The sequence below is a fragment of the Streptomyces sp. NPDC003023 genome (genome assembly GCF_042888225.1).
Taxonomy (GTDB): domain Bacteria; phylum Actinomycetota; class Actinomycetes; order Streptomycetales; family Streptomycetaceae; genus Streptomyces.
In genome coordinates this window covers 40,343-60,652 of record NZ_JBIAPL010000001.1, presented here as the reverse complement: position 1 = coordinate 60,652, position 20,310 = coordinate 40,343, and the positions used below count along the sequence as shown (strand labels likewise).

The following is a 20,310-nucleotide window of genomic DNA, read 5'->3' as shown; positions in this document are numbered from 1 at the left end:
CCCGTCAGCGCGCCCGCGCGTCAGCGCCTACGGTCGGCTCCGGGAAGCCAGCCGGGCAGTTCCTCCGTCCGCTCCAGCCACGCGGCGGGAGGCGCTCCGGCCTTGGTCGCCGCGACGACTCCGCAGGCGATGGCGCAGGTGGTGTCGACATCGCCTCCGGCCTGGGCGGTCGTCCAGAACGCCTGCTGGAAGTCGCCCAGCGATCGCGCCGCGGACCACAGAGCGAACGGCACGGTGTCGTGGGCGCTGGTGCGCCGGCCGTTGCCCAGCACCGCGGCGACGGTACCGGCGTCGTCGTAGTCGAGCATGTCCCGGGCACGGCGCAGTCCCGCGCCCACCGCGCTGCGCGGCACCAGGGCGACGACTCCGTCCAGCAGCTCCGTCGGTGCGGGCGGCCCCGCGGGGTTGGCCGCTAGGGCGGCCGCCGCGGCGACGGCCATGGCTCCCACCACTGCCTCCCGGTGCTGGTGCGTGGTGTACGAGGAGATCTCGGCCTGGTGAGTGGCCTGCTCGGGGTCGTCGGCGTACCAGGCGCCGAGGGGCGCGATCCGCATCGATGATCCGTTGCCCCACGACCCCTGGCCGTTGAACAGTTGCGACGCCAGCTCCCGCCAGTCGCCGCCTTCTCTGATCAGTCGGAGCATGCGGTTGACGGCAGGGCCGTAGCCGCGGTCGAAGTCGTGGTGCTCGGCGAAGGAGAGGGCGAGGGCGTCCTGATCCACGCGGTGGTGACCGGCGAGCACGGCAACGACGGAGCAGGCCATCTCGGTGTCGTCGGTCCACTGCCACACCGACGGCGGCAGTTCGCGTCGTTTCAGCAGCGGATAGTTGGAGGGAACGAAGAACTGGGAGCCCAGGGCGTCTCCCACGGACAGGCCTCGCAGGCTGTCCAGAGCGCGGTCGAAGCGCCGCTCGGATGTGGAATCAACGGTCATCTTCCTGCCACTCTATCCGGTGGCCCCGTACGGCTCAGGGGTTCGCCAGCGCTCGAACGACCGGTCGAGGCGGTACCGCCCGTCGTCGTCGAGCTGCAGTATGCGAATCTCCCCGTTGCCCGGATTGGACAGCGACTCGAACTCCGCGACGGTCCAGTGAAACCACCGCATGCAGAACAGCCGCATGGTCAGTCCGTGCGTGACCAGGAGCACGTTGGGCGGATGGTCCGGCGCCTCGAAGCTCCGGTGCAGGCTCTCCAGGAAGGCGCCGACCCGGTCGTACACATCGGCCCCGGACTCCCCCTGGGCGAATCGGTAGAAGAAGTGACCGTACGCGTCCCGGTACGCCTTCTGGAGCCGCACGTCGTCCCTGTCCTGCCAGTTTCCCCAGTCCTGCTCCCGCAGCCTCGGCTCCTCCCTGACCCGCACGAGTTCAGGGTCCAGCCCGAACGCCCGGAACGTCTGATGGGTGCGGCGATACGGGGAGACGTAGACACTGACCCGTTCGCGCCCGAAGAGCTCACGCAGCCGTGACCCCGCCTCCGCGGCCTGGGCCAGCCCTTCGGAGGTCAGTTGGAGGGCATGGTCGGGTTCACGTTCGTACACCGTGTCATCGGCGTTGCCCACCGATTCTCCGTGCCGGACGAGGACGATACGTCGCGGTCGTGCCATACCTCGACCCTACGGGCTGTGTTCAGTCGAGCAGTCGACCCGCTGCCATCCGGCACACCCTCCCTTCGAACCGCCGCCGCAGGAGGCGGTCGTGGGAAACCACCACCAGCGCGCCCGTCCACCGGGACAGGGCTTCCTCCAACTCCTCCACCAGGCCGAGCGCCAGATGGTTGGCCGGCTCGTCGAGCAGCAGCAGGTCCGCCGGCCGGGCCAGCAGACGGGCCAGGGCGAGTCGGCGACGCTGGCCGGCAGACAGGGACCCGACGGCGACACGCAGATCCCGAGAACGGAAGAGGCCGTAGGACAGCAGCAGATCCGCGCGCTCGTCCTCGCTGAGCGCGAGGCCCCGTCCGAAGACCTCGAGCACCGGCTCCGCCGGCCGGTTCGCCGGGATCTCCTGGGCCAGAAAGCCGATTCTTCCCCTGCGCGTCACGGATCCGGTGTCGGGCTCCAGCAGGCCGGCCATCACCCGCAGCAGAGTGGACTTCCCGGCGCCGTTGCCACCGTGGATGAGCAGCTTGTCCCCCGCCTCGACGACGAGCCGGTCGACCGACAGCCTGTCCCCGACCCGCACACCGGCCAGGGCGGCCAGCTCTCCGGAGGCGGTGCCCGACTGCGGTCCTGCCGCGAACCGCAACGGTTCCGGGGGTTTCGCGACAGGTGCCTCCCGGAGTCTGCGCAACCGTTCCTGAGCGTTCCGGATCCGCCCCGAGAGCGACGCCTGGACTCTGCCGCCGGCCCGGTCGTAGGCCATCTTGTTGTTGTCCGTCATGGGCCGGCCCGCGCCGAAGTCATGAGCCGTGGTGGCCGCGACCTCCTCGAGCCGCGCCTCCTCCTCCGTCCAGTGCAGGTAGGCCTGCTCCCACCGCTTGCGCGCGGCTGCCTGCTCCGCACGGAAGCCTTCGTAGCCACCGCCGTACCGGACGACGGCGCGGCGGTCGGCGTCGACCTCGACGAGGGCCGTGGTGACCCGCTCGAGGAAGGTGCGGTCGTGCGAGACGGCGATCACCGTCCCCGAGTGACGGAGCAGTGCGCTCTCCAGCCAGTCGAGCGCCGCCTCGTCCAGGTGGTTCGTCGGCTCGTCCAGCAGCATCACCTCTGGGGCCGCTGCCACCAGACAGGCGATGCCGAGTCGCGCCTGCTCGCCTCCGGACAGGCTGCCCAGGGTGCGCTCCCGGCTCACATGGGCGACACCCAGGCCGTTTACCGCTCTTTCCACGCGGGCGTCCGCCTCGTAACCGCCACGGACCTCGAAGGCGGTGAGGAGGTCGCCGTACTCGTCGAGGGCGTCGGTGCGGCCCGAGCCGAGGGCATCTTCGAGATCGCGCAGTCTCGTCTCCATCGAGCGCAGCTCTGCGAGGGCCGCGTCGATGGCATCGCCGACGGTACTGGTGGGCGGCAGCTCAGGGGTCTGGGCGAGGTGCCCGGCCCCGTCGTCGACGACGGTGACCACTTCGCCGTCGTCCGGCCGCTCGATACCGGCCAGCAGCCGCAGAAGGGTGGACTTGCCCGCGCCGTTCTCCCCGACGATGCCGATCCGCTCGCCTGGACGCACGGCGAGGGAAGCACCGTCGAGCAACAGCCTGTCGCCGCGGGCCACGGTCACATCACGCATGGAGATCTGAGTGGGCAAGCGCACCTCCGAAAGCCACTAACGCAACGGTTGTCGCGTTACATGAAGTGTGGCACACTCGAATCATCTAACGCAACAGGAGTAGCAATTGAGTCCTGAAGATCCGGCACCGGGCACGCTTCGACCCGGCGGCCGCACCGCCCGCACCCGCGCCGCAGTGCGTGACGCCGTCCTCACCGGCCTCGGCGAGCACGGCTACCCCGGCCTCACGGTCGAGTACGTGGCCGAACACTCCGGCGTGCACAAGACCACTCTCTACCGGCGCTGGGGCGGCATCGAAGGACTCGTCGCCGACGCACTCGCCCTGGCCGGCGAGGACGGATGGAGCCCGCCGGACACCGGGAGCCTCGAGGGCGACCTACGGGCCCTGGCCCGGGAGACGGCCGAATCGTTCGCCGATCCGGCGCACGCCGCCGCGCCCACGGCATTCGTCGCCGCGGGCTTCCAGTCCCCACGCGCGGCGGACGCGCTGCACGCCTTCTACGCGGAGCGGTTCTCCCGCTGCGAGGCGATCGTCCGCCGCGCGGCCGAGCGCGGCGAAGCACAGGCGGGGACCGATGCCGGCGCGGTGGTGCGCGCCGTCTCCGCCCCGTTGTTCTTCAGGCTGTTCGTCACCCGTGAGCCGATCGACGTCGCTCTCGCCGACCAGGCGGCCGCCGTCGCTCTCGCAGGGGTCCGGTCGGGCGCCTTCGCCACCGCCGCAAACCGCTGATCACACCGTCCAGGACGGTTCCAGTTCCACGACGTCGCCGGCCAGGGCGGACACGTCCGCCTCCGTCTGCGCGCGGAGAAGCAGTCGCTCCACGCGCTCGGCACGGTACTTGCCGTGCTCCGCCGCCGACAGCCACATGGACATCACCAGGAACTCGTGTCCGGGCGCCTCCCCGAAGACGCCCCGCACCATCCCGGGGGAACCGGCCATCGCCGGGTTCCACACCTTCTCCTGCATCAGCGTGTAGTGCTCGACCCTGTCCTCGCGCACACGGCAGTGCGCCACCCTGACCACGTCGGCGTCCGTGAACCGCGGTTCGAACCCGGTCCTGACGTCGAAGCGGTGGTCGAACAGCTTGGCCTGACTGTCCTTGTACGTCCCGGACTGCCCGGCCGCGAGCCGGTCGTGCGAGCGCGCCATGAACGAGTCGTAGAAGGCCCGGGTCTCCCAGAAGGCGAAGACGTGGGCCACATTCGGCCGTATTCTGCTCCACCCTCCGCCCTGCCCCCGGAATCCCGGCTCACCCAGCAGCCCCGCCCATTTCCGCTGCCCACGCTCGAACCCTCGGCGGTCCGTGACCGTGCAGCGAATCCACTTGACCAGCACGGCGCCATCGTACGGCGCGGAACGTGGCGCCGGTCACTCTCCACGGCACTGCGTCCTTCCGTGAACGCCCACGCCACGACGCCGTGCGCCGATGGCCGCCTCGCGGGATCGCTCCGTGAGCGGATACGGTCAACGGACTCAGATTGTCCGGCAGTTGCGGGGAAGGAAGAAGCCGTGAGCAGCCTCAACAAGGGCGTCCGGAAGGCAGATGTTGCCCTCAGGTGGGATCCGAGTCCTCTTGGCGAGTCGCCCCATGACCTCGACATAGTGGCCGCGACCTATCCCGTGGAGGCACCCTTCGGCGAGCCCGCGTACGTCGTCCACTTCGACAGCCGTTCGCCCGACGGCACGATCACTCTGACCAGGGAGAGCAAGACGGGACAGGGCTTCGGAGCGGACGAGGTCATGACGCTGGAGTTCGACCGGCTGGCGGCGGGATACGGACGGGTCGTCGTCGGGGTGGTGATCCAGCAGCGCGACGGACGCACGGAGTTCGGCGACATCGCGAACGCCTCGGTGAAGGTCCTCGAAGGGCATGTCGAGATCGGCCAGAACGACTTCGCCGCGGTCGCGCACTCCACAGCCGCCGTGGTCGCCGAGTTCGTCCGCGGCGAGTCGGGCGACTGGGCGTTCAACGACTCTCTCGTCGGCTTCGACGCGGACCCCCAGTCGTTCATCACGATGATGGGCGACCGCCGGCACTGAGACACCGCCGGCACTGAGACACGGTCGGCGGCGGAACACGAAGGGCGGGGAAGCCTCATCGGCTTCCCCGCCCTCAGTGGTTCACCCGAACCCGTGGCTGTCAGCTGCAGCCGCTGGTCGAACCGCAGCCCTCGCAGATGTAGCACGACCCGGCGCGCTGCATCTTGGTCCCGCAGGAGAAGCAGAGCGGGGCGTCGGCGCTGATACCGAGCTGCATCTCGACGAGCTCGGCCGAGGTGTGCGCCTGCTTCGGCGCCGGGACCTCCGCCTTCGCCGGAGCGGCGACGGCCTTCAGTTCCTGCTGCACCGGGGCCGACTGGGCCAGGCCCTCGACGTCGAGCTCGTCGTCCGACGGCTCGTACGAACCGGTCTCCAGGTGGCGCTGGCGCTCCTCGGCGGAGTGGATGCCGAGCGCGGAACGGGTCTCGAAGGGCAGGAAGTCCAGCGCCAGGCGGCGGAAGATGTAGTCGACGATCGACTGGGCCATCCGCACGTCCGGGTCGTCCGTCATGCCCGCGGGCTCGAAGCGCATGTTGGTGAACTTCGAGACGTACGTCTCCAGCGGCACGCCGTACTGCAGGCCGACGGAGACGGCGATCGAGAAGGCGTCCATCATGCCCGCGAGGGTGGAGCCCTGCTTCGACATCTTCAGGAAGACCTCGCCGAGACCGTCGTCCGGGTAGGAGTTGGCGGTCATGTAGCCCTCGGCACCGCCCACCGTGAAGGAGGTGGTGATCCCCGGGCGGCCCTTGGGAAGACGCTTGCGGACCGGACGGTACTCGACGACCTTCTCGACCGCGGCGCGGATCGTCTCCTCGGCCTTCGCCGTGACCTCGGTCTTCTCCTTCTCCTTCTTCTTGGCGGAGAGAGGCTGGCCGACCTTGCAGTTGTCGCGGTAGATCGCGAGCGCCTTGACGCCCAGCTTCCACGCCTCGAAGTAGACCTCTTCGACGTCCTCGACGGTCGCCGTCTCCGGCAGGTTCACCGTCTTGGAGAGGGCACCGGAGATCCACGGCTGGATCGCGGCCATCATGCGGACGTGGCCCATCGCGGAGATGGAGCGCTCGCCCATGGCGCAGTCGAAGACCTCGTAGTGCTCGGGCTTCAGACCCGGCGCGTCGATCACGTTTCCGTGGTCGGCGATGTGCGCCACGACGGCCTCGATCTGCTCCGGCTGGTAGCCGAGGCGGCGCAGCGCCTGCGGGACCGTGCCGTTGACGATCTGCATCGAGCCGCCGCCGACCAGCTTCTTGAACTTGACCAGGGCGAGGTCGGGCTCGAGGCCGGTGGTGTCGCAGGACATCGCCAGGCCGATGGTGCCGGTCGGTGCGATGACCGAGGCCTGGGAGTTACGGAAACCGTTCTTCTCGCCGAGGCGGACAACGTCCTGCCATGCCTCGGTCGCGGCGGCCCAGATCGGCGTGTCCAGGTCGTCCATGCGGACGGCCACGGCATTGGCGTCGGCGTGCTGCTTCATGACCCGCTTGTGCGGGTCGGCGTTGCGGGCGTAACCGTCGTACGGGCCGACGACCGCGGCGAGCTCGGCGGAGCGCCGGTAGGAGGTGCCGGTCATCAGGGACGTGATGGCGCCGGCGAGCGCACGGCCGCCGTCGGAGTCGTAGGCGTGGCCCGTCGCCATCAGCAGCGCACCGAGGTTGGCGTAGCCGATGCCGAGCTGGCGGAAGGCGCGGGTGTTCTCGCCGATCTTCTGAGTGGGGAAGTCCGCGAAGCAGATGGAGATGTCCATCGCGGTGATGACCAGCTCGACGATCTTGGCGAAGCGCTCGACGTCGAACGACTGGTTGCCCTCGCCGTCGTCCTTCAGGAACTTCATCAGGTTCAGCGAGGCCAGGTTGCACGAGGTGTTGTCCAGGTGCATGTACTCGCTGCACGGGTTCGAGCCGTTGATACGGCCGGACTCGGGGCAGGTGTGCCAGTTGTTGATCGTGTCGTCGTACTGGATGCCCGGGTCGGCGCAGGCCCAGGCGGCCTCGGCCATCTTGCGGAAGAGGGACTTGGCGTCGACCTCCTCGATGACGTCACCGGTCATCCTGGCGCGCAGGCCGAACTTGCCGCCCGACTCGACCGCCTTCATGAAGTCGTCGTTGACGCGCACCGAGTTGTTGGCGTTCTGGTACTGGACGGACGTGATGTCGTCGCCGCCCAGGTCCATGTCGAAGCCCGCGTCACGCAGGGCGCGGATCTTCTCCTCTTCCTTCACCTTGGTCTCGATGAAGTTCTCGATGTCGGGGTGATCGACGTCGAGGATGACCATCTTGGCCGCACGGCGGGTGGCACCACCGGACTTGATCGTTCCTGCGGAGGCGTCGGCGCCACGCATGAAGGAGACCGGGCCGGAGGCGTTGCCACCGGAAGACAGCAGTTCCTTGGAGGAACGGATGCGGGACAGGTTCAGGCCTGCGCCCGAGCCGCCCTTGAAGATCATGCCCTCTTCCTTGTACCACTCGAGGATCGACTCCATGGAGTCGTCGACGGAGAGGATGAAGCAGGCGGAGACCTGCTGCGGCTGGGGCGTTCCGACGTTGAACCACACCGGGGAGTTGAAGCTGAAGATCTGGTGCAGGAGGGCGTACGCCAGCTCGTGCTCGAAGATCTCGGCGTCGGCGGGCGAGGCGAAGTAGCTGTGGTCCTCGCCGGCCTTGCGGTAGGTCTTCACGATCCGGTCGATGAGCTGCTTGAGACCGGTCTCGCGCTGCGGGGTGCCGACCGCCCCGCGGAAGTACTTGCTGGTGACGATGTTGACCGCGTTCACCGACCAGAAGTCGGGGAACTCGACGCCACGCTGCTCGAAGTTCACCGAGCCGTCACGCCAGTTGGTCATGACGACGTCACGGCGCTCCCAGACCACCTCATCGTACGGGTGCACTCCGGGGGTGGTGTGGACGCGCTCGATACGCAGGCCCTTGCTCGCCTTGGATCCCTTGGCCCGGGACCCTCGTGCCGGGCCGCTCGTCGTCTCGGTCATGCCGCCTCCCATATACGGGCAAAAACGCCCTGAAGTGCCCAGATCTTCCCGGGGCACGGTTTGTGTCTATTGCTCCGGCCGCTGCACACAGCGCCCGCGAGCAGGTCATTTGCCGCCCTGGGCCGGCCGGCGGGCCTGTGGCGGCCCTTCCGCTCGGCCCCTGTGGCTCAGTCGGCGGCGGTGGCGGGGACAGGGACCTCCGCGGCCCCGCCGCTCCCGCCGTCCTCAGCGGGAGGCCGCCCGGCGCGGAGCTCCGCGATGGCGGCCTCGAAGTCTTCGAGTGAGTCGAACGCCCGGTACACGGACGCGAAGCGCAGGTACGCGACGAGGTCGAGTTCCCGCAGGGGGCCGAGTATGGCCAGACCCACGTCGTGAGTGGTCAGCTCGGCGCTGCCGGTGGCGCGCACCGCCTCCTCGACCCGTTGGCCGAGCTGGGCGAGAGCGTCCTCGGTGACCGGCCTGCCCTGGCACGCCTTGCGCACTCCGGAGATGACCTTGGTGCGACTGAAGGGCTCGGTCACACCGCTGCGCTTCACAACCATCAGCGAGGCGGTCTCGACCGTCGTGAAGCGACGGGCACAGTCCGGGCACTGCCGACGGCGTCGGATCGCCGTTCCGTCGTCGGTGGTGCGACTGTCGACGACACGACTGTCGGGATGCCTGCAGAAGGGACAGTGCATGGCTCCCAACCCCTCCTTCACAGCATGACCGAATAGCCTCCGCGGGCCGGATCCGGCCCCCGCGAAGCAGCCACAAGCATAGGCGATGCCATCGGCCGTGGAGCACCGGGGACACAACTTCTGGGTGGCGAACCCAATCCAACCACTAGATCTGGGGTTTGGCGTACTTTCAGGTCGCTACGCGTGTCGCCGTACGGTGCGGCCGGAGGGGGCTCTCGGCCCGGTCGGACACGGTCCGTGCCGGCTCGCTGCGGCCCGTGTCCGGACACCTCGGGCCGCGGCAGGGAACGCCACTCGAGACTCCCGCGACCGGGACCCGGATGTACCGGCTCCGGGCAGGCGGAGATGCGAGACTGAAGACGGGTCTCGCGCCCCCGTCGCCGCGCCGTCGGCCGCGAAGGCTACCGTAGCGGGTGCGCAAACCCGGTTCGATCATTCGCACATACACCCAGCAGAATGGCCACGTAAAGCGATCTGCGATTTTTCACTCGAACGTGTGTTTGGCGCAACCTTTCGAAACCAACTACCGTTGTCCAGCTAGGGAGACCATTCGAGAGGGGCCGATGTGACCACCACCGCCGACAGTGCCACCATCACTGCCCAGGACCGCTCACAGAGCCGATTCGAGCCGGTGCATGCCATGAATGACTCAGCCACGACTCCGGAGGGGCCGAAGCCCGGCCGCTCCCTGCCCGGCCGACCTCCAGGGATCCGGGCCGACAGCTCCGGCCTCACGGACCGGCAGCGGCGGGTCATCGAGGTCATCCGTGACTCGGTGCAGCGGCGGGGATACCCGCCGTCGATGCGTGAGATCGGCCAGGCGGTCGGACTGTCGAGCACCTCGTCCGTGGCCCACCAGCTCATGGCACTGGAGCGCAAGGGATTCCTGCGCCGGGACCCGCACCGCCCCCGGGCGTACGAGGTCCGCGGATCCGACCAGCCCAGCACGCAGCCCACGGACACCACCGGCAAGCCCGCCGCGTCGTACGTCCCCCTGGTCGGCCGGATCGCGGCCGGTGGCCCCATCCTCGCCGAGGAGTCGGTCGAGGACGTCTTCCCGCTCCCCCGCCAGCTGGTCGGCGACGGTGAGCTCTTCGTGCTGAAGGTCGTCGGCGACTCGATGATCGAAGCCGCGATCTGCGACGGGGACTGGGTGACCGTCCGCCGCCAGCCCGTCGCGGAGAACGGGGACATCGTGGCCGCGATGCTCGACGGCGAAGCCACGGTCAAGCGTTTCAAGCGGGAGAACGGCCATGTGTGGCTGCTCCCGCACAACGCCGCGTACCAGCCCATCCCCGGCGACGAGGCGACCATCCTCGGCAAGGTCGTGGCGGTGCTGCGACGGGTGTAACGCCCCCGCCGGCCCAGACCGGACCCCGGGACCCACTGCGCCGGGCCCGGGGTCCTGCTCGTGTTCGAGCAGCGATCTACTTGCCGTCCTGCTTCGCCACCGCGTCGATGGCGGCCAGCGAGCGGCGCACCTGATTGCGGTCCGTCGTGTACCAGAACTCGGGCAGCGAGGCGCGCAGATAGCTGCCGTAGCGCGCATTGGCAAGCCGCGGATCGAGGACCGCCACCACACCCCGGTCACCCGTGGCACGCACCAGCCGGCCCGCTCCCTGCGCCATGAGCAGCGCGGCGTGGGTGGCCGCGACGGCCATGAATCCGTTGCCGCCCGCCTCCTCGACCGCCTTCTGCCGAGCGCTCATCAGCGGATCGTCCGGGCGTGGGAACGGGATGCGGTCCATGACGACGAGCTGACACGCCGGACCGGGCACATCGACACCCTGCCAGAGCGAGAGAGTGCCGAACAGACACGTCTGCGGGTCCGCGGCGAACGACTTGATCAGCTCACCGAGGGTTTCCTCGCCCTGCAGCAGGATCGGCTTGTCGAGGCGGCCCCGCAGTTCCTCCGCAGCCGCTTTCGCCGCCCGCATCGAGGAGAAGAGCCCGAGAGTCCGCCCGCCGGCGGCTTCCACCAGTTCGGCGAGCTCGTCCATCATGTCGCCTCGCGACCCCTCACGGCCGGGAGTGGCGAGGTGGCGCGCGACGTAGAGGATGCCCTGCTTCGGATAGTCGAAGGGCGACCCCACGTCGAGCCCCTTCCACTGGGGCACGTCCTCTCCCCCGCTGCCTTCAGGCGCCAGGCCCAGTGAAGCGCCCACGCCGTTGAAGTCGCCGCCGAGTTTCAGAGTGGCCGAGGTCAGCACCACCGATCGCTCCGCGAAGAGCTTCTCGCGCAGCAGGCCGGAGACGGAGAGCGGCGCCACCCGCAGCGACGCACCGAAGCGGTCGTGCCGCTCGTACCAGACCACGTCGTACTCGGAGCCGTGGGTGATCCGCTCGGCGACCGCGTGGACGTTCTCGACGGCGGCCAGGGCCTGCTTCCGTACGGCGTCCTCGTCCTGGACCGACTTGTCCCGGGTGGAACCGATCGCGCTGATCACCGTTCGGGCGGCGTCCCTCAGCGCCGTGAGCGCATAGCCGAGATCCTCGGGGATCTCCTCGAGACGACCGGGGAGGGCCAGTTCCATGAGCCGCTCGAAGGTCTCCGCGGCGGTCTGCAGAGCGTCGGCGGCCTTCTCGTTGACGAGCTTGGCGGACCGGCGGACAGCGCGGTTCACCTGGCCCGGGGTGAGCTCGCCCGTGGCGACACCGGTGACACGGGAAACCAGCTCGTGCGCCTCGTCGACGATCAGTACCTCGTGCTGGGGCAGCACCGGCGCGCCTTCGATGGCGTCGATGGCCAGCAGCGCGTGGTTGGTGACGACCACGTCCGCGAGCTTGGCCCGCTCCCGCGACATCTCGGCGAAGCACTCGGCCCCGTAGGCGCATTTGGACGCGCCCAGACACTCGCGGGAGGAGACGGACACCTGGCTCCAGGCGCGGTCGGAGACGCCCGGTGTCAGGTCGTCCCTGTCACCGGTCTCGGTCTCGTCGGCCCAGTCCCGCATACGCAGCAGGTCCTTGCCGAGCTTGCTCGTGGGCTCCGCGGCCTCGAACTGGTCGAAGAGCCCGTCCTCGTCGTCCTGCGGCACGCCCTCGTGAAGACGGTGGAGGCACAGGTAGTTCGAACGGCCCTTGAGCATCGCGAAGTCGGGCCGGCGCCGCAGCAGTGGGTGCAGGGCATCGACCGTGCGCGGAAGATCACGCTCCACGAGCTGTCGCTGCAGCGCCAGGGTCGCCGTGGCCACCACGACGCGCTCGCCGTGCGCCAGCGCCGGCACCAGGTAGCCGAGCGACTTGCCGGTACCGGTACCGGCCTGGACCAGCAGATGGGAGTCGTCGTCGATGGCCTCGGCCACGGCCTCGGACATGGCGGCCTGACCTGGCCGCTCCACTCCGCCGACGGCGGTCACTGCGGCGTGGAGGAGATCGGGGAGGGATGGCTTCGTCATAGCCCGACCACCCTACGGGGCTCCACCGACAACGGGATCACACCGCGGTGCATCAGGCCTGTGCCAGGGGGTTGGGGACAGTGCCGTGGACAGCCGCGTGGGGACGCTCCGAACGGTCCCGGTAACCGTCGAGATGCAGCCGGTTACGGTTCAGGCACAGGCGCTCGATACGGGGCGTGAGCAGGTCGAACGTCTCGTACCGCTCCTTGAGCTCCGGGAACCGGGCCTGGTGCCGGAGGATTTCCGCCCGTACGAGGGAGAAGAACGTCTCCTCGGAGACGTGCAGCTGGTCCTCGCAGAGCGGCGCGAGGTAGCGGAACACTCCCACGAAGAGTCCCGAGTGGATGAACTGGGTCAGGAACCCCGGCTCCTCGGTGAGCAGGACCCGCCGTACGTCGTCGGGCATCGACGCGTGCTCCGGCAGCGGCTGGGCGCTCACGTTCACGTCGTCGACGAAGTCCTTGATCGCCAGGCGCACGGGGACGTCCTGCGCGTCGTAGACCACGATGGCGTTCTCCCCGTGCGGGGAGAAGACCGTTCCGTAGCGGTAGAGGAAGTGCAGGAGCGGTGGCAGCAGCGCGGCGAACAGCCGCTGCAGCCACGCGACCGGCGCGAGACCGGACCGGGAGACCAGTTCGGCGGCGAACGCGCGGCCCTGCGGGTCCGTGTGAAGGAGCGAGGCGAGGGTGCGGGCACGCTCACCCGCGTCCAGCAGCGGCTGGAGAGGTTCGCGCCAGATGGCGCCGAGCAGTTCCTTGTACTGGTACGGCACCTCCGCGAGGTGGTCGTACAAGGGATGCTCCACGGTCACTGACGCGACCTCTCCGAGCAGGACGACGCGGCACTCGTCGCGCAGGAACGGGTCGGCGTCCCGCAGGCCCTGCACCCAGGACGTGACGGCCGGGGCTGCGAGCGTCCGTTCGGTGGGCAGGCCCCGCCACACCAGCGTGTTCAGGACGGACAGGGGCAGCTTGACGGTGTGCCGGTCGGGCCGGTCGACATTGACGAAGGTCCGGATGGACTGCTGAGGCAGTCGCAGATCGCCGTCGCTGGCGAGTGGAACGATCTCTCCGTTCGCCACGGCGGGTGCGTACAGCGGAAGCAGCACCTCGTCCCACTGCCACGGGTGCACCGGGAGAAGCAGGTACGCGGCCGGGTCGAGACCTCTGGCACGCAACAGGTCGGCGAAGGATTCGCGGGTGGGTTCGTCCAGTTCGCGGCTGTAGAGGGTCTCCGCCTCTGCGAGTCCGGGAACTCCGCGGTAGGAGGCGAGGCCGTTCTTCACCGCTATCCAGGGCAGACGCACCGAACGGCGCGCCTCGGGTGCCCAGTTCGCCGCGTCGGTGGCCGAGAAGCCGATGCGCCCCTTGTTCAGGACGAGCCAGGGGTGCCCGGTCTGGTGGCCTTCGAGTTCCGCGTAGCCGAGATCGGCGAGGTCGGCGGCAGTCAGCGCCGTGCCGTCGAGCCGGGTGTCCCCGGACAGGGTGACGGACGTTTCGCGGAGCAGGTGGCCGAGTGTCGCTCCGTCGAGGCCGAGCAGGTCACGCGCCCTCGCGAGGAAGGCGAGCGGGTCGGCGAAGGGCCGGCCGTCGCACTCGATGGAGCCGGAGGCGACGCGCCAGCTTCCGTAGGCTCCGCGTCGCGCCAGGAACACGAGCTCGCCGGTGTCGTCGAGGGGGAGGGTGTAGCGGTCGCCGTCGGCCGAGGACCCGCCGGGGCGGTGGGGCGAGGCGGCTTCGGCCCGACCGTGCGGCACCGCATCGGCCGGGACCGGGACCGGGACCGGCTCGATGATCTCTTCGTACGCGAACTCGCCGAGCATTTTGGCAAGGAGACGGGCAGCGGCCCTCTCCCAGTTCCGACGGGTCAGACCGGGCGGAGTGAAGAGCACGGAGTCTTGGCTGACAGAGGGCTTCGACACGGGGACTCTCCTCGAATGGAACCGATGCGGATCGAGCGGTGTGCACAAAGTGGCGGGTGGTTCACAGCAGTTCCCGCAGGGCGCGATCACGGACCATCAGGGCGGCTCGTTTGTCGGGAAGGTCGAGTTCTGCGGCGAAGCGGAAACCGGAGCTGAGGAACGCGGAGACGGAAGGGGTGTTGCGCAGATCGGGTTCGGCGATGACACGTGTGCACCGAGGACGATTGTCGAGAACGAGATCGGATACGGCTCGAAGGAGGGCGGAACCGACGCCGCGGCCACGGTCCGCGACCCCACCGACGAGCAGGTGGACGCCCGTGTCGTGCGGGCGCGCGGGATAGTGGCGGGCCAGGGGATCGAGATCCGCGCGGTAGATCTCGAAGTAGCTCATGGGTGTTCCGTCGAGGACGCCGAGGCAGGGGATGCTGCGGCCGTCGCCGTCCAGCTGTGCGCGCACATGAGCAGCGGTGACGGAGTCGGGTCCTGCGAGGTCCCAGAAGGCGGCGACGGCCGGGTCGTTCATCCAGCGGGTGATCAGGGCGAGATCACGTTCGACGGCTACGGGGACGAGTTCGAAGGCGCCGGCCGGCGTGGCCGCCTGCCCCCAGTGGCCCGGGTTGCCCAGGAGGATGCCGGTGGCCCCGCCGTCCTCGGTTCGTGCCGGGCGGCGAGCGGGGTCGCCCTCCCGCAGGAGTGCGAGGAACTCCTGCGGGAGCCTCAGGTCGAGCGTGTCCTCGATGCCCCTTTCCCGCCGGGGCGTGGGGCCCGGCCCGTCGGCGGTTTGCGCATCGGTGGGGGGCAACGCGGCGCCCTCCTCTCGCGGTTCGATCGGGTTGGGGTGCCCAAGGAACGAAGGGGGTGGTTCCTCAGGAACGAAGGGGGTTGGTGATGGTGACGTACACGGACTGGGTGTCGACGGGGCCGACCAGTTCGTCGAGACCGTGGAGCCGGGTGAGCAGATTCGCCTTGCAGCGGAGTGTGGGCGTCTCGAGCAATTGGCCCGGAAGGGGGGACCCCGTACCGGTAGCGGTGACGAGGAACCGCCGGAAGGCGGCGAGGAGGACGCGTTCGTCGGCGAGGCGCTGCGCGCCGAAGGCCCCGATCAGGCCGAGCACGTTGTTGATGCCCAGGTAGTAGGCGAAGCGCTCGTCGGTGACGTCGTCCGGCACGAAGGTGTCGCTGTGGGTGCCGATGCCCGGGAGGCGGTCCTCGAGCCGTCCGCGGTGCGACTCTCGGAAGTAGTAGCCCTGGTTGTCACGGTAGCGGCCGCCCGTCGGCCAGCCTTCCGGGTCGAGAAGCACCAGCGTGTTCTGCTGGTGCGCCTCGAGGGCGACGCCGGCCGTTGCGTCCAGCCAGAGCACGGGGCGTACGACATGGTCGAGGTAGCGGAGGAACCACTCGGCCGACACCGCCGTGAGCGGCCGCCCGGTACGTGCTGCGAGCCGCTCGACGATGACGGCCAGGCGGGAGCACATCCCGGTCCGTCCGCGCCAGGGCCGGGGCGTGGTGAGTGCCGCGACGCAGACTGCGTCGTCGCCGTGGCCGAAGGGGTTGTGACGGATCACGACGTCGAGTCCTTGCAGGGGCTCCGCGTCCGGGGTGTCGACGGCGAGCCAGGCGGGATCGCGCACGATGTCGAACCCTGGGTGTGCCGTCCGCCACTGTTCGGCGAGACCGGCGCGGAGCAGGCGGTGCACCTCGACCCCGCGGTGGAGTTCCTTGCGCAGGTTCTCCCGCCGCGAGTTGGTGATGCGCAGGCCGAGGGAGAGTTTCAGCATGGCCGGAGCACCGGGACGGTGAACCGTGCGTACGGAGGAGGTGGGCCACCAGGCATCGCCGTGGGGACCGAGGTCGTGCAGCAGCCCGGCTTCCAGGAGCGCGGCGACCGCCGGGCGGCGCCGGGCGTCCTGCGCCTGCCAGGGGTGGAGCGGCAGGGCAACGGTGTCTTCGGGGAGCGGGAGATCTCCGGCCAGCCGGGAGGTCAGCTGCTCGGCCGTGACCGGCCGCCCCTGCTCGGTCCAGGCCGAGTCGGCGGCCAGGACGGACCGGTCGACGGCCATCCAGTGCAGCGGGAAGGAGCCGTGCAACTCGGGTGAGTAGTCTCGGGCTTCGGCCTCGGAGAGTCCTTCACGGCTCTTCGGGGTCGGATGAAGGGGGTGGCCCAGCAGGAGCGACTGCTCGGCGGTGAGGAACAGATCCGCCTCGGGCGGGGCGGTGGGACGATCACGCCGGTCGGCGATGAAGTCGGTGGTGCGCCGTACGGAGTCGGCGACCCTGCCCACGAGGTCCGTCCCCTCGCTGTGGCCGGCTTCCCGGCACAGGAGGGCGGCGACGGTCACGGCGTCGGCCCGAGTGGCATCTCGCGGGCTCCCCTCCAGGGCGGGAGGGCCGAAGCGGTGCCATCCGGTGGCCGACCAGTAGTGGACGGGCACCAGGAGGGCGGTGCCGCTGACGGGCAGTGGGATGCGCAGGGTGGGACCGTCGGGCCGGGCCATGTCGTGCTCGCGCGCCCAGCAGCGCAGAAGGTTCTCCGCGGTGGCGACGTCCGCGGCACGGCGCGGGTCGGGGTCGTCGAGGTGGTCCGTCGGGGACGGCTCATCGCGGTGCAGGTCCTCGACGGGCCATGCGTCGGCGTGGCGTCCGTCGGGGCGGAGCCCGTCACCACACGGTTCGTCCGGACGCGGTTCGTCGAGAGGCCGTTCGTCGAGAGACGGTTGGTCGAAGCGGCGTTCGTCGGGACGCTGCTCGTCGAGGCGCCCGGCCTGGCGTGGCACCGTGGCGGGCTCCATCGTGAGGGGCCCGCTCGCTCCGCCCTGATCGCGGTGGTGGCCGGCGGGACCGTCGTGGGCTTCGGGTGCGGGAGTCGAATTCACGGAGGGCTTCCTTGTGACGTGGTCCGGGTCAGTGCGAGTGCCTGCTGTCGGTACGGCGTTGTGCGGAACGCTCCGCGGCGGCCAGGGCGTCGGCGAAGCGGTCGAGGACGGCCACGGCCTGCTCGTCGGTCAGGGTGAGCGGAGGAAGCAGCCGGACCACACCGGCCTGGCGTCCGCCGAGTTCGACGATGAGACCGCGGCGCAGGCACTCCTGCTGGACGGCGGCCGCGAGCCGGGGTGCCGGAGGAGGAACGAGGGCGTCCGGTGCCGCCGCGTCCGGATCGACGAGCTCGACGCCGATCATGAGACCGCGGCCGCGTACGTCCCCGACGCACGGATGGGCCGCCGCGAGCCCCTGAAGGCTCGCCAACATCCGCGCGCCCAGCGTCGCCGCGCGCTCGGCCAGACGGTTCTCGCGCACATGGGCGAGGGTCGCCGCGCCGGCCGCCATGGCGAGCTGATTGCCCCGGAAGGTGCCCGCATGGGCTCCGGACTTCCATACGTCGAGCTCGGACCGGTACACGATCACGGCGAGTGGCAGGGAACCGCCGATCGCCTTGGACAGCACCATGACGTCCGGCACCACTCCGCTGTGCTCGACCCCCCAGAAGGTGCCCGTGCGTCCCACTCCGGTCTGGACCTCGTCGGCGATCAGCGCGATGGAGCGGGAGGCGGTGAGGCGGCGCATCCTGCGGAGCCACTCGTCGGGCGCCGGGATCACGCCGCCTTCGCCCTGCACTGGTTCGACGATCATGCCCGCCGGCAGGGGCACCCCGCTCTTGGGGTCGTCGAGGAGGCTCTCCGTCCAGCGGGCCGCGAGTTCGGCGCCGCGTTCGCCGCCGATCCCGAAGGGGCAGCGGTAGTCGTGCGGGAAGGGCAGTCTGGTGACCCGGCCGTCCGTGGCACCGCCCGAGGCTTCCAACGCCCCGGCGGTCATCCCGTGGTAGGCGCCCGTGAAGGCGAGAAGTCCGCTCCGCCCGGTCGCGGTCCTGACGAGTTTGAGCGCGGCCTCCACCGCGTCCGTACCGGCGGGGCCGCAGAACTGGATGCGCGCGTCGTCGGCGAGCGCCGGTGGCAGCGTGGCGAACAGTTCGGTGGTGAACGCGTCCTTGACCGGGGTGGCGAGGTCGAGCACATGCAGAGGGGCGCCCGAGTCGATGACCTTCCTGATCGCCTCGAGGACGACGGGGTGGTTGTGCCCGAGCGCCAAGGTGCCCGCTCCGGAGAGGCAGTCGAGGTACCGCCGCCCGTCTGCGCCCTCGATCGTCAGGCCTCTGGCCCGTACCGGCACGATGGGGAGCGAGCGCGCATAGGTGCGGGCAGCCGACTCGCGGAGCGACTGCCGGCGCAGAATCCCCTCGTGAGCTACGGTCGGCGCCACCGCAGCGGGTTCGGTCACGGCCACGGCTGTAGGTCCTCCGGCTGTCACGGTTGCGTTGCACGTCGGTACAGCACTTATGCGCGACGCATGCGCGCTGAAAGGCTGCCCTTGTGTCCCCGCCACTACCAACGACGCGGGGAGCCGGGGATCACGGGTGATCGGAAGATCCTTGCCGACCGGAACCACGGACCTGCCGCACGCCGTCCCCAACGGCACCGGCATAGTGGGGGGCCGCGCTCCGGCTCCAAGCTCCACCGGGGCGGCCAGGGACTTGCTCGCTTGGAAGTTCCGGCACAATTCCGGTAGTTCAGACAGTTCAACAGATCAGCAGCACCGAAGTCCCAGGGGGATCAAAAGATGCGACCCATTCGCCCGACGCTGGCAGCGGCCTCGATGGCCGCGCTGCTCGCGCTGGCCGCCACCGCGTGCGGCCCGACCGAAGACAACGCCGGCGGCACGCCGAGCGCGTCGGCCGGTCAGACCGCCGACGGCAAGATCACCGTTCCGGACGATCTCAAGGACCGGCTCAAGGAACACGGGATCGACCTGGACAAGTGGAAGAACGGCGAATGGAAGAACTGGGACAAGGACAAGTGGCTGCGTGAGGCCAAGGACTTCGTCAACCCGATCATCGAGGATCTGTGGGACCCGGACCGGATGCGGGACGCCGAGAAGCCCCCGGAGAAGCCGGTCGACAATGACATCTCCGGCGACGAAGGCGTCACCGACCCCACGCCGGCCCCGGTCGACGCCCAGGCCGTGAAGGCCCCGTACCACGCGAACGCCGCGGAGGCCGGGAAGGTCTTCTTCGACGGTCCGCAGGGCTCGATGGTCTGTTCCGCCACCGTCGTGAAGGACCCGGCCCACCCCGGCAAGTCCAACATGGTGTGGACCGCCGGCCACTGCGTGCACGCCGGCAAGAGCGGTGGCTGGTACCGCAACATCGCCTTCGTCCCGTCGTACAACGACGCGGCCAAGGAGACCGCGGACCTGGAGAACGCGCCCAAGGAGGAGATCGCTCCCCACGGTGTCTGGTGGGGTGACTGGGCCCAGACCTCCGAGCAGTGGATCTCCAAGGGTGCCGCGACCGGCGGCCAGGGTGCGGCATACGACTTCGCCGTCATCCACGTGACCCCGGAGAAGGGCAGCACCGGCAAGTCCCTCGAGGAGACGGTCGGCGCGGCCCTGCCGGTCGACTTCAACGCCCCGGCCGTGCCAGAGATCAAGAACATGACCGCCACCGGCTACCCGGCGGCCCCGCCGTACGACGGCCAGAAGCTGTTCCAGTGCGCCGACAAGCCGGGCCGGCTCTCCCTGGACGCGCAGGAGCCGACGATGTACCGCATCGGCTGCACCATGACCGGTGGTTCGTCCGGCGGCGGCTGGGTGGCGCAGGGACAGGACGGCAAGCCGGCCCTGGTCTCGAACACCTCCATCGGCCCGGTGACGGCCGGCTGGCTGGCAGGTCCGCGCCTCGGCAAGGAGGCCGAGGGCGTCTACACGGCGGTCAGCAAGAAGTTCGCGGGACAGTAGGCGAGCCGGGCGGCGCGTGAGCCGCCCCGCGACAAGCGACTCGTCAGGGGCCGCCGACCGTACGGCCGGCGGCCCCTGTTCTTTGCCCTCGCGGTCCTGTTCCTCGCCCTTGACCTTCATCCTCGTGGAGACTCCGTGCAGTTGGGCGGCGTCCCGGCTGATCAGCCGTGCGCGGAGCTTAAAGTGGTGCCGCACCTGGAGGCGGCCCCGGAGGCCGCCTTTTCCATGACAAGTTCATGACAAACACCGCTTTCGCGGCAAGCACGAATTTTGTG

15 protein-coding genes are annotated in these 20,310 nt (G+C 69.7%); 4 read left to right on the top strand and 11 right to left on the bottom strand.

All coding sequences use genetic code 11. The features are described 5' to 3' along the window. Positions 1-20: 20 nt before the first annotated feature. The 3 genes from ACFYV1_RS00200 to ACFYV1_RS00190 are packed head-to-tail and all read right to left on the bottom strand — an operon-like array spanning position 21 to position 3,240. Positions 21-935: an ADP-ribosylglycohydrolase family protein gene (locus ACFYV1_RS00200; protein ID WP_389393063.1), complete on the bottom strand. Its 915-nt coding sequence runs from the start codon at positions 933-935 to the stop codon at positions 21-23. 12 nt (positions 936-947) lie between these two features. After that, positions 948-1,607: a histidine phosphatase family protein gene (locus ACFYV1_RS00195; RefSeq protein WP_389393062.1), complete on the bottom strand. Its 660-nt coding sequence runs from the start codon at positions 1,605-1,607 to the stop codon at positions 948-950. A gap of 22 nt (positions 1,608-1,629) precedes the next feature. Then, positions 1,630-3,240: an ABC-F family ATP-binding cassette domain-containing protein gene (locus ACFYV1_RS00190; RefSeq protein ID WP_389393061.1), complete on the bottom strand. Its 1,611-nt coding sequence runs from the start codon at positions 3,238-3,240 to the stop codon at positions 1,630-1,632. Positions 3,241-3,328: 88 nt separating this feature from the next. Here ACFYV1_RS00190 and ACFYV1_RS00185 point away from each other — a divergent pair, with 88 nt between their 5' ends. Continuing rightward, positions 3,329-3,952, top strand: a complete 624-nt coding sequence (locus ACFYV1_RS00185; protein WP_389393060.1) for a TetR/AcrR family transcriptional regulator C-terminal ligand-binding domain-containing protein — start codon at positions 3,329-3,331, stop codon at positions 3,950-3,952. On the opposite strand, the gene ACFYV1_RS00180 is transcribed toward ACFYV1_RS00185, so the two are convergent. Continuing rightward, positions 3,953-4,558 (bottom strand): YdbC family protein, encoded by a 606-nt coding sequence (locus ACFYV1_RS00180; RefSeq protein WP_389393059.1) that lies wholly within the window; start codon positions 4,556-4,558, stop codon positions 3,953-3,955. 174 nt (positions 4,559-4,732) lie between these two features. On the opposite strand from ACFYV1_RS00180, the gene ACFYV1_RS00175 reads away from it, so the two are divergent. Continuing rightward, positions 4,733-5,263: a TerD family protein gene (locus tag ACFYV1_RS00175; RefSeq protein WP_389393058.1), complete on the top strand. Its 531-nt coding sequence runs from the start codon at positions 4,733-4,735 to the stop codon at positions 5,261-5,263. Between the two features lie 100 nt (positions 5,264-5,363). On the opposite strand, the gene ACFYV1_RS00170 is transcribed toward ACFYV1_RS00175, so the two are convergent. After that, positions 5,364-8,249: a vitamin B12-dependent ribonucleotide reductase gene (locus ACFYV1_RS00170; protein ID WP_389393057.1), complete on the bottom strand. Its 2,886-nt coding sequence runs from the start codon at positions 8,247-8,249 to the stop codon at positions 5,364-5,366. A 167-nt stretch (positions 8,250-8,416) separates the two neighbouring features. Beyond that, positions 8,417-8,929 (bottom strand): transcriptional regulator NrdR, encoded by a 513-nt coding sequence (gene nrdR / locus ACFYV1_RS00165; RefSeq protein WP_389393056.1) that lies wholly within the window; start codon positions 8,927-8,929, stop codon positions 8,417-8,419. 565 nt (positions 8,930-9,494) lie between these two features. Between nrdR and lexA the strand changes: the two genes are divergently transcribed. After that, the gene (gene lexA, locus ACFYV1_RS00160) at positions 9,495-10,280 is read left to right on the top strand and encodes a transcriptional repressor LexA (protein ID WP_389393055.1); all 786 of its coding nucleotides are present in this window, start codon (positions 9,495-9,497) and stop codon (positions 10,278-10,280) included. A gap of 76 nt (positions 10,281-10,356) precedes the next feature. On the opposite strand, the gene ACFYV1_RS00155 is transcribed toward lexA, so the two are convergent. The 5 genes from ACFYV1_RS00155 to ACFYV1_RS00135 form a co-directional block, all read right to left on the bottom strand. After that, positions 10,357-12,327 carry an ATP-dependent DNA helicase gene (locus tag ACFYV1_RS00155; protein WP_389393054.1) on the bottom strand — a complete coding sequence of 657 codons (1,971 nt, stop codon included), beginning with the start codon at positions 12,325-12,327 and terminating at the stop codon, positions 10,357-10,359. A gap of 52 nt (positions 12,328-12,379) precedes the next feature. Then, positions 12,380-14,149, bottom strand: a complete 1,770-nt coding sequence (locus ACFYV1_RS00150) for an IucA/IucC family protein (protein WP_389394527.1) — start codon at positions 14,147-14,149, stop codon at positions 12,380-12,382. 160 nt (positions 14,150-14,309) lie between these two features. Beyond that, positions 14,310-15,050: a GNAT family N-acetyltransferase gene (locus tag ACFYV1_RS00145; RefSeq protein ID WP_389393053.1), complete on the bottom strand. Its 741-nt coding sequence runs from the start codon at positions 15,048-15,050 to the stop codon at positions 14,310-14,312. Between the two features lie 64 nt (positions 15,051-15,114). Next, entirely contained in the window at positions 15,115-17,121 is a 2,007-nt protein-coding gene (locus ACFYV1_RS00140) for an IucA/IucC family protein (RefSeq protein WP_389393052.1), read from the bottom strand. A 28-nt stretch (positions 17,122-17,149) separates the two neighbouring features. Continuing rightward, positions 17,150-18,526 (bottom strand): diaminobutyrate--2-oxoglutarate transaminase family protein, encoded by a 1,377-nt coding sequence (locus tag ACFYV1_RS00135; RefSeq protein WP_389393051.1) that lies wholly within the window; start codon positions 18,524-18,526, stop codon positions 17,150-17,152. A gap of 333 nt (positions 18,527-18,859) precedes the next feature. On the opposite strand from ACFYV1_RS00135, the gene ACFYV1_RS00130 reads away from it, so the two are divergent. After that, entirely contained in the window at positions 18,860-20,035 is a 1,176-nt protein-coding gene (locus ACFYV1_RS00130; protein WP_389393050.1) for a trypsin-like serine peptidase, read from the top strand. Positions 20,036-20,310: the final 275 nt, after the last annotated feature.